This window comes from Chryseosolibacter histidinae (genome assembly GCF_018598225.1).
Lineage (GTDB): Bacteria > Bacteroidota > Bacteroidia > Cytophagales > Cyclobacteriaceae > Chryseosolibacter > Chryseosolibacter histidini.
Genome location: NZ_JAHESF010000010.1, coordinates 67,663 through 78,294 on the forward strand (window position 1 = coordinate 67,663; position 10,632 = coordinate 78,294).

Here is a 10,632-nt window from a genome sequence, read left to right on the forward strand (position 1 = left end):
TTTTGTGATTAGAATCCGATGTTTAACCCGACGAGGTACGTTTTGGTAAGCGGGTAACGTCCCTGGTCCACACCCGGCATCGCGGTAGTGGTTCCCAAAGCGCTGCCTTCAGGATCATAACCGCTGTAGTTGGTGAGGGTAACCAGGTTGGTCGCGCTCACATATACCCGCAGGTTCTTCACACGCGCTCTTTCAAGCACGGATGAAGGCAGGTCGTAACCAAGTGTAATGTTCTTCAGGCGCACATAAGAAGCATCTTCGATGATGGCCGATGAGAACGTACCCACATCCACGGTCTGGTTGGCCAGCGCACGGGGATATTTGTTGCTGGGGTTGGTCGGTGTCCACCGGTTGAGGCCTGCTTCCGCAGAAACGTTTTGTGTGCCCCTGAAATCTTCCAGCGCCAGCAGGTTCAGGTTGGCCATATCATTGCCTTGTGAACCCTGGATAAAGAAGCTGAGGGTAAACCTGTTGTAAGAAACAGTGTTGTTCAATCCCCAGGTGAAATCAGGCAACGCATTGCCGATGATGGTCCTGTCCTGTTCGTTGATCACATTGTCTGCAACAACGTCGCGGTATTGCCTGTCTCCTGCCCTGGCCCGGGTGTCTTCATTGCCAGGCACGTTCTGCTGCCTGTTGAGCACAGCGCTGCTGCTGGCCGCTTCATCCGTCTGGAAAATGCCCTGGAACTGGTAGCCATAGAATGTACCGATCGATTCGCCTTCACGCAGGATCAACCCTGAGCCCAGCATCACATCGTTGTCGGTGGCCAGCTTGGTGATCTTGTTCTTATACGTAGAGAAGTTAAAGCCTGTGTTCCACTTCACAGCACCCGTGGTGTTGATGGTGTTGATCTCGAGGTCGAAACCTTTGTTCTCGATGTTGCCGATGTTCAGCACCGTTTCACTGAATCCCGAGGTAACGGGGATCGGTGTGTTCAGCAGGAGGTCATAGGTATACTTCTTGTAATAATCGGCGCTCAGCGTAACCCTGTCTTCCCAGAGTCCTACATCAAGACCTACGTTGAACTGACGGGTGGTTTCCCACTTCAGGTTCGGGTTGCTGTAGCTGGAAGGCTGGCTGCTGTAATAAGGAATGGCGGTAGGACCATTGTTGAAAACTCCTTCGCCATACGGTGCCACCAGGGCAAGCGATGCATAAGGATTGATGGCCTGGTTTCCGATGATACCGATGGAGCTTCTCAGCTTGAGGTCGGAGATCACATCGATATTCTCCATGAACGATTCATCCGACACGCGCCATGCAAAAGCTGCTGACGGGAAGAAAGCATACTTGTTGCTCTTCGAGAACTTGGAAGAGGCGTCTACCCTGCCCGTTACCGTAAACAGGTATTTGCTGTTCAGGGAGTATTGCACACGCCCGAGGTAAGAGACCATGCTCCAGCGCATTTCGCCATTGGTAGGCGGTTGTGCGTTGGTGCCGCCGCGCAGGTTGTGATAACCCATCCGTGGATCGGTGATATCGAAAACATAGCTGGCGAGGCGTTCGTTGTTGAACTCCTGTACGGTATAACCAACCACAGCGTTGATGTTGCTTTTCTCGCCCACGTTCTTGTCGTAGGTCAGCGTGTTCTCGTTCAGCCATGTCATGGCCTCGAGGGTAGCGATGCCAGCTTCCCCTTTCGATCCCTGGGCCGACTTAAGCCAGCGGGGCGCGAAGCTTCTGTCTCTTGCAAACACACCATCGATACCGAAGGTAGTTTTGAACTCCAGCGCGTCGGTGAACTTGTACCGGGCCTCCACGTTGCCGAGAAGCCTGGTGCTGGTGCTGAGCGCCTTATGCTCGAGCGCTTCCGCTACCGGGTTGCCGATCACGGTACCACGATCGTTCTCGTATGTGTAACCACCCTCTACCGTGGCATCATACACTGGCAGTATAGGGTTCATGCCCATGGCCGCGCCAACAACGCCAGGTGTGAATACCTGCAAGCCGGTGCTGGTGGTGTTTCCTTTGGTATGGGCATAAGAGAAATTCGTTCCTACAGAAAAACGTTTGCTGATCTGACGGCTCACGTTGGTCCTGAAAGTATAACGGGTAAAATCCGTATTCAGGATAATGCCGTCCTGGTCGAAGTATCCGCCGGAGATGAGGTATTGTGTTTTATCATCGCCACCGGAGAATGAAAGCTGGTAGTTCTGCATGGGGGCAACACGGAAGATCTCGTCCTGCCAGTCTGTGCCTTTGCCCAGGTTAGCCGGGTTCACATATACAGGAGTTTGCCCTGCATTGAGCCTGGCTTCGTTCGTCAGCTCTGCAAACTGCTGGGCATTGAGCAGGTCTACTTTATGAGAGATCTCCTGCACACCATAGTAGCTGTCAAAGTTAACGGAGTTCGTACCCTTATGACCTTTTTTGGTAGTGATGATCACCACACCATTTGTTCCCCGTGATCCGTAGATCGCTGTTGCGGAAGCATCTTTCAGGATCTCGATGGATTCGATATCGCTCGGGTTAATAGCCGAGAGCGGTCCGATGCGGGGCGAGTTTGTACCGATGCCGCCACCGGGAGTTACGTCATTGGTGCTGCTGTTCACCAGCATACCATCGATCACATACAACGGTTCATTGCCAGCGAGGATGGAGCTCACACCACGAATGCGGATCGACGCTTCTGCGCCGGGTTGGCCGGATGTCTGGATCACCTGCACACCCGCAGCCCTGCCCTGCAGCGCCTGGTCGAACGAGGTTGTGGGAACAGCCTTCAGCTCGTCAGCTTTCACGGAAGATACGGAGCCGGTGAGGTCGGATTTTTTAACCACACCATAACCGATCACCACCACTTCAGAAAGCGTCTCAAGCGAAGGAGTCATGGTTACATTAATGGCCGACTGACCGCCCACCGTGATCTCCTCTTGCGAGAAGCCGATGTACGAAAACACAAGCACAGCATCGGGTCCGGGAACAGCGATGCTATAGTTACCATCGGCATCCGTCACGGTTCCGGCGCTTTGTCCTTTGATCAGGATGTTCACGCCGGGCAGGGTCTCCCCATCGGCGGAAGTAACTTTACCGGTCACCACTTTCTCCTGCATGGCAACAGCAGGAACAAATGAAGCACCGGCGGCGAATGACACCTCAACGCAGAGGAAGACGGCCATGGCCATCAACCAGACATCGCGGTAGAATTTTCTCTTCATATACAATTATTTAAATGTGTAGGGTAAATGGGTCATGTCCATACAGCTATGACCGGCTTCTTTCGGGAAGTCCCTGGATAGTATGTATGAACATATGAACAAATCAAAAGTCAGTAAAAAAATGACAACAAAAAAGGGAATTAAGATTTTTTTAAAACGATTGAATGCGCAAAAAAGGCCATTTTGAGCATTCTCCATAAGAAACCGCCCACGGCCGCTCGTCACACAGGATGTAAGAATTCTGCCTCCGAAAGCACGTTGATTTTTTCCGTAATGTGATTATCCGCCTGTAAACACAACCTGCATGGAAGACGGTGCTGTGGCAAGACGTGTATGTTTTTATATTTTTTTTGAATAGTCCAACGGACCCTTTATCCCGTCATTAAGAGTAGTGGTTTGCGGCGTGATGTGCGAGCGAAGGATCCCCAGGAAGCTTACTGCTCACTTAATTCGAAAGCATAACACTTTCGCAAGCACGCTGTCAAACGGGGATCCTTCATTCGCGCATCCCCAGCCCTCAATCCATCATTCCCAATGACGTGTCCACAGGAGGCTCCTATGGAGCCAATATAAATCAATCTTCCATTCTATAAACAGGGAGCTCCATCCGGAGCTAAAATGCATTTCACTCCGGTAGGAGTGTTCTGTCTATAGAAATAGATCAATTTTATCCGCTTGGGCTCCGTAGGAGCCTCCTGATTCGTAATTTGAAATGCCAGCAATGAAAACAAACGCACACGTCATTCTTATTGTCACTGCAGCGCTCTGCTGGATAAGTTCTCAGGATGACGGAACCAAGGGAAGACCGTGGACTGTGGACTACACAACTCAATTCTTAAACGCCCACGAAAAATCCAATCTTATTTCAGGATATTGAACACTTTCGCCATTGAATTTCTGGCTATGGATACTTCCATCCAGCTTGATGGCAACCGCAGGGATCGGTCTGTACACAACGCCGGCGGAGGTCTTGGTAAAAATGCCATCGTCTGCCAATCCGGCTTCGCGGTCTCCGCCGTAAGTTTTGTTATTGATGACTTCCGGGTGTGACATCCAGTCGAGAAACAGGTAAGGAACAAACTGGCCGATGCTTGAGTCGAGGTTATAGGCGAGCCGGATGTAGTACGTTTTTACATTGTACTTGACGGGTACAACAACATCGGCTGTGGTGAGCTGATCATTGGCCTTCCCCGCATTGCTGCCCAGGAACCGCTGGCGCTGCTGCGGGTTGATGCCTGCTTCCGCAACCATGGTTAACACGTGCTCCGGATTACGGAGGGCGTCGTGCCGGGCGATCCAGTATTCAGCCTGGATGTTCAGCCTGCCGAGCTGTTTTTCGCCGAAAAGGCCTGTAAGAAAGAAGTTGTCGCCATCCATCCAGGGCAGCACCCCTCCTTTGGGTGATCCCTCGCCAAAGCTCACCGTTGATGTTGTGTTGTTGCTGTTCATGCTGCTTTTAAATCCCGAAGTACCCAACACCCATGAGTTGATGTCGGACTTTGCGCGCAGGTCCCAGCCCAGCGGAACCACACCTTTCGCAGCGCCGCCTTCGCCGTTCTCTGTAGTGAGCGAATATTGAAAATTGGTGAGGCCCACGTTCCAGTTGCCGTGAACCATCAGGTTGGTTGTTCGGGTCACAAAAAGATGGTCTGTATCGAAGATCTCGGGAGGCTCGATGCCGGTGAACGTAGGGATCTGGTCAAGCCTTTCGTTATACAATCCGAACCTGCGGTACATCTTTCCCACCCTGACCTGAAGCGATCTTCTGATCTTAAAGTTGCCCCAGGCATTGCGCACTTCAATCACCTCGTCATTGTAAGCAAGGTTGAAAAGCACGTCAATATTCTCCGCAAGGTAAGCTGAGCCATAGAGGTGAAAAGCCTTTACAGGCACCCATGCAAACGGGTCGTCTTCTTTCATAGTAGCGCCATCAGGTCCAACGCTGGGAAAATTGAATTGCTGCTCGGCGTTTGTGTTGATATATCCGTAGAGCTTCAGGCTTCTGTCAAGCTCCGTGATCTTGATCTGCAAAAGCTCCTCCAGCGACAGATCAAAGATCTCATCAGATTTATTGGCCAGTGAATCCTGCGCACGCGAAATGCACGGAATCAGGATCAGAAAAGCAATGAATAACCTTCCTCGAAGGATATTGGAATTCAATAACATCTCGGTCCTCATGGGTGGGTGGTTTGGATGATGGTTAGTGAAAAGACCAGGCTTAATGGAAGTTAACCTTTTCTATTCACTTTTACTAAACCGGCAGGAGCTTCTTTCCGGACTGAGCCGGGTTGAAATGATGTCTATTAAAATGGTTGGCTTTCAAAACACGGCGGAAGATTTCCTTCGATGCAAATACATCGTGATGATCCGGGGAGCCTTCGCTCGCACCACCTACTGCGCCGCCACCGCTCCCAATGACGTGCCCACAGGAGGCTCCTATGGAGCCGAGTAAGAATCAACTATCAATTCTATAAACAGGCAGCTCCATCCGGAGCTGAACGCATTTCACTCCATAGGAGTGTTCTGTCTATAGAAAACGGATCAATTTACCTGCACGGCTCCATAGGAGCCTCCTGAAGCCGTAATTTGAAATGCCAGCCATGAAAGCAAACGCACACGTCATTCCATCATCACTACCGCATTCTGCTGTATAGGCACTCTGGATGACAGCCTTTGCGAGCCTCCCCTCCTGACTCCTGGCTTCTGACTCCTGGCTCCTACTCCTTACTCCTTTCACCCATCATAGCCCGCGACGGGCATCAGCGCGGGGATAGCGAAGGTGGGTTACTCCTATTTCACTCCCCACCCCTTATTCGGCTCCGGCCCTAAAAAGATCTCCAGCGCCCCTCCTTTGGCGTACTCCTCATGTGTGAACCAGAACTTATCCTGAGGTTTGCCATTGAGCGTTGCCTTCTGGATGTACATGTTCGCCGCGCTGTTGTTGTGCGTGGTGATCACGAACTGTTTGCCTTTGTAATACTTCGGATCGAGCTCGATGGTGATCTTGTCGAAAACAGGACTCGTAATATCGTAGGTGGGAACAACGGAGGCGTTGCCTTGCAAGCTGAAGAGTCCGATGGCCATGAGCGCGCTCACGCCACCCATCTGCCCCTGGTCTTCGTCGTGACCGCCGTACCCCAGGTCGGGCGTTGTACCGCCGTACGCCTGCTCTTTTACTTTACGCACCCAATACTGCGTGAGCCAAGGTTTGCCTGCGTGGTTAAAAACGTGTGCATTGGAGCATCCGGGCTGATTGGCATAACTCACATAACCGCTGGTGTACGCAAAAACAAAATCGCTCGGCTCCGCTTTTTCGAAGGCATAGTTCAGCTTGCTGCAGAGCGTATCGTTTCCGCCCATCAGCTTCGATAGACCTGCTATGTCGTGCGAAACAGACCACGTTCCCTGCCATGCGTTGGCTTCCACCCAGCCGTGTCCGCTCAGCGGATCGTCGTGCATGAACCTGCCCTTCTCATCTTTGGGAAACAACAGCTTCCATTTCGGGTTGAAACATTTCTTCCATCCTTCAGAACGTTTCATGAAGAAGTCATGATCTTTTTTCTTACCCATCTTCAACGCCATCTGCGCCACACTCCAGTCCTGGAAAGCGGCTTCGGCGGTGATGCCCACATTGTTAGGCCACCATCCGTTCTTCGTGTAAAAATTGATCTCGTCCGCGCTGCCCAGCATACCCCCCGGCAACTGATTTCTTTTGATCACCTCGTAGGCGTGACCGGCGTCAACTTTGGTGAGCATGTTCTTCATGTAGGTGCTCACGATCAGCGCAGACGTGGGATTGCTCGTCATGATATAAGAGTATCCGCCACCACTGGGGCCGCGTGGCAGCAGGTAGCCATTGTCAGCATACTGGATCATGGAAGCAGACATATCATCCTGAACCGAAGGCCATGCAAGCCCCCAGAGAATGTTGAGGTTCCACTGCGTGAGCCAGAATGCATCGGAGCTGTACATGTTGTATTTCACCTGGCCGTTCTCATCTTTCGGCAGTGTTTTCACTTTGAAGATGGCGTCGGTAAAATTTCCGTCGCGTTTGCCGGTGGTGCGGTCTGGATAATCGCCGGAAACGTCATTCATCTTCTGCCGGCCCAGCAATACGTGCCAGAGGTCCGTGTAGAACTTGATCTTCTGCGCATACGTGCCGCCTTCCACTTTGATACGGCCCAGCCATTCGTTCCAGATCTTTCTTGATTCGTTTCTCACCTCGTCGAAGCTCCAGGTAGTGCACTCGGCCTGCAGGTTCTTGCGCGCATTGTCGATGCTGGTGTACGATATGGCGATCTTCATCTGCACGAAGTCGCCGGCTTTCACATCGTATTGGGCTGCAACACCCACACTGTCGCCACTGATGCTGTTGATATTGGTCTGCCTGGTTTTGCCTTTCCACCCATCCAGGCGATGGGGCTTGTCGAACTGAACTACAAAGAACATCCTCACATCTTTAGGACCGCCCCAGTAGCGTTTCACGGAGCTGAACGATCCTTCGAATTCGCGGTCGCTGACTTTTCTCACATCGGCATTCGCCATGGTGCTGTTGCTGAGGTAGCCGCCAAGATTTGTGAGCACCTGGGCTTTCATATCTTTTGTGAAACGGAATCTATAAAAGCTTACACGCTCGGTGGCCGTGAGCTCTACCCAGGTTTTGTGGTCCTGCAGGTAAACGCGGTGGTAGCCCGGTTGTACAATTTCGTCCTGGTGCGAGAACTTCGATTTCCAGGCCTGCTCTCCTCCTGACGGATCAACCGTTGCTGACGCGGGCATCACTTCGATACCGGACATCATCCACGCATGGATCTGCCCGAAGCCGAGGATCTCATTCTCATTATAATTATATCCACCGCCATTCTGATTCTTGTTGCGGGTATGCGGCGCCGCGCTCACCATGCCGAACGGACGGCTGCCCGTGATAAAAAAGAAATAACGTCCGCGGTTCGTTTCAATGTATGGATCCACCCATGAAACATAATCGCTATACTGTGATTCGCTGGGATACACTTCTATTTCAGAAAAGCCAAGGTCTCTTCCTGTGCCATCGGTGGTAATGAATTTCACCCATGTTACGGTCTTCGCTTCGAAACGGATCTCCTTGCCTGTGCCGTCGTTGGGGATCTGGTTTACCCAGACCATGCTGCCATCGCTAAAGAGAAGTTTGCCGCCGGCGATATGATCTTTTGCCGATGCACGATCAAACAGTACGATACGATTGATGCTTTGCGGCTCGTTCCAGGTAAGCTGGATCCACGGAAAGCGAATGTATCCCCAGTCTGTGGTGTCGCCCAGGCAGGCCCACTCACCTTTGCCCGGCACCCCGATGATGCCGTCAGCAATATTGCCAGGTTGATACGCCGCGCTCAGCGATGTAGATGCGGTGACGGTAGCTTTCGGCGCAATGTTATCGGGTGTTGCCTGCGCCTGGCCTCCCGCTATGATCAGCAGAAGCATGCCTGCATATCTGAAAAACCTGTATTTCATGGGTAGTGACGTTATGTCCAAATATGTATGAACATAGGTACAAACGAAATTCGATTTATGCAAACGGTTTAAATGGGTCCATGGTCGATAGTCCATGGACCATTGCCGTGCGAAGGAACCAGCAAGATTCCGCTCCTTGACTCGAAAGAGTCGTCTTTGAGTTTACACGTTACAACCATGGACTAAGGACTAAGGACCATGGACCATGGACTAAAGACGTCACCTACTCCAGCTGCTCAACGCCCGTTGGAATGTTCTCACATCGGCATATCCGAGCAATGCGGCGATGTCTTCTTTCCGGGAGGCTGCCTGGCCGAGCAGGCCTGTTGCCACTTCTTTTCTTACTTCATTACAGATGGCCCGGTAGCTCGTCTTCTCCTCCAATAATTTCCGCTGCAGGGTGCGCGCGGTCATGCACATCTCGGATGCCAGGATATCCACGTGCGGCACCTGGCCTTTAAAATTCACCAGCAACATGCGTTTCACCTTTTCGCTCAGGGTTGCCTGCGACCGTAGTGCCTGTTGTTTCTGCTCCAGCAGGCTGTTGAACAGGGCAAAGAGCGATGCGTCATAGCTGATCACAGGTATTTCCAGCACACTTTTGTCAAGGATAATACCATTGCGTTGCGCCTGGAAGGTCACCGACGATCTCAGGATCCGCTCATACTCTTTTATGTCTCTTTTAGGATAACGCAGCTCCACGTGTTCGGGATTGGCGCTTTTTCCGCTTAGGCTGTGGAAAGCTCTTGTAAATCCGGCCATAGCATACTCTACCGCTTGTTGTGCGGCCACGGGGAATTGCGCGGCATAAAACGGAACCGCTTCAATGGTGAGCACCGCCCTGTTGCCTGTAACGACCAGTGAGTAAATGAATTCTCCTGATATGGTATCGTTGTACCGGCATACTGTGGTGATCGCGTCGCCAAGGGTGCGGCAACTTTTGGCCAGGAAGCCCAACATGCCAAATTCAGTATTGTTGCTTTCGCTGCCCATGTGAAGGCCCAGAAACTCATCTCCCGTCATTTCAACAGCATGTGCCCAGAACTCCCCTCCAATTTCCGAAGGGATCATGGCCTCGGCATTGTTCAGCTGCTCAGGCGAAATATTGATACGCCTGCAGAGCTCATGAAAATTCGCTCCGTGGTTTGCTGCGCTGTAAATGTGATTGCGAAGGATAGATGCCTGAAAATGCATATTTGGCGTAATGTCTTTTAAGAATGGCGCAATTTACACCAATTGTTTATTTCGTTAGCCAGCTAGCCCTCCCAGATCAATAACCCACCTCTGAAAACCCACACTACACGTCGGTGGACTGTCGACCGTGGACTTTCAACCCATCACTTATTCCTTACAGCCTGCACTTATCAAGCCGAAAGCCCAATCCGCCAAAACGGCCCTTTTTCGGCGGTCTCCCGGCCGTGCTCTTCCGTATAGACTACGGATTGAACAAATTAACCCTTTATCATCTATGATACAATTTTACAGGCTTTGCGGAATGTGGGTTACCGCTTTGTTGCTGGCTTTTTCCGCGAGCGCAAAGTACGTACTATGTGAGGCGAATGCATCAGGAAGTAACAACGGCAGCTCCTGGACCAATGCTTTCACAGACCTTCAAAGCGCTATTGGTATTGCCGTGAGTGGCGACCATGTATGGGTGGCGGTCGGAACGGGCGATTGCACTGCAATAAAACAGGTGCAACGCCAGATAATCCGGTTTGCGTAGGTGGATAATCCGTTTTACGTCTGTTCAGGCCAACAGGTTCGCCCAATTTTGTGCAGAGCTACAAACAAGATATGAGCAAGCACTTCACTTTCAACCGTCTTCGGCACCCAAACCATAAAAGGTTATACCTGCGTATTGGCGCAATGGCCTGTAAGAATGTCGTGATCTGACACATTCGGAGAATTCAGCTACAACCAATTTTGCAACACCAGATCAATGATGAAACGGACCGTCGCGTCCCCTGATAATTTTTGTGTATCG

Annotated in this window: 6 protein-coding genes; 2 read left to right on the forward strand and 4 right to left on the reverse strand. The window is 51.4% G+C overall.

Annotated elements, in window-relative coordinates; genetic code table 11:
- Positions 1-8: 8 nt before the first annotated feature.
- Together KK083_RS11940 and KK083_RS11945 are read right to left on the reverse strand one after the other, a co-directional pair.
- Positions 9-3,158, reverse strand: coding sequence for a SusC/RagA family TonB-linked outer membrane protein (locus tag KK083_RS11940; protein WP_254163464.1), 3,150 nt, complete (start codon positions 3,156-3,158; stop codon positions 9-11).
- An 828-nt stretch (positions 3,159-3,986) separates the two neighbouring features.
- Positions 3,987-5,336, reverse strand: a complete 1,350-nt coding sequence (locus KK083_RS11945) for a hypothetical protein (protein ID WP_254163465.1) — start codon at positions 5,334-5,336, stop codon at positions 3,987-3,989.
- A 43-nt stretch (positions 5,337-5,379) separates the two neighbouring features.
- Between KK083_RS11945 and KK083_RS11950 the strand changes: the two genes are divergently transcribed.
- A complete protein-coding gene (locus tag KK083_RS11950) occupies positions 5,380-5,610 on the forward strand; it encodes a hypothetical protein (protein WP_254163466.1) in 231 nt (76 codons plus the stop codon).
- Positions 5,611-5,948: 338 nt separating this feature from the next.
- Here the strand turns inward: KK083_RS11950 and KK083_RS11955 are convergent, their stop codons facing one another.
- Both KK083_RS11955 and KK083_RS11960 read right to left on the reverse strand, forming a co-directional pair.
- Entirely contained in the window at positions 5,949-8,648 is a 2,700-nt protein-coding gene (locus tag KK083_RS11955) for a GH92 family glycosyl hydrolase (RefSeq protein WP_254163467.1), read from the reverse strand.
- Between the two features lie 219 nt (positions 8,649-8,867).
- Positions 8,868-9,842 carry an AraC family transcriptional regulator gene (locus KK083_RS11960; RefSeq protein WP_254163468.1) on the reverse strand — a complete coding sequence of 325 codons (975 nt, stop codon included), beginning with the start codon at positions 9,840-9,842 and terminating at the stop codon, positions 8,868-8,870.
- A 274-nt stretch (positions 9,843-10,116) separates the two neighbouring features.
- Here KK083_RS11960 and KK083_RS11965 point away from each other — a divergent pair, with 274 nt between their 5' ends.
- Positions 10,117-10,371 (forward strand): hypothetical protein, encoded by a 255-nt coding sequence (locus KK083_RS11965; protein WP_254163469.1) that lies wholly within the window; start codon positions 10,117-10,119, stop codon positions 10,369-10,371.
- The last annotated feature ends 261 nt before the right edge of the window (positions 10,372-10,632 follow it).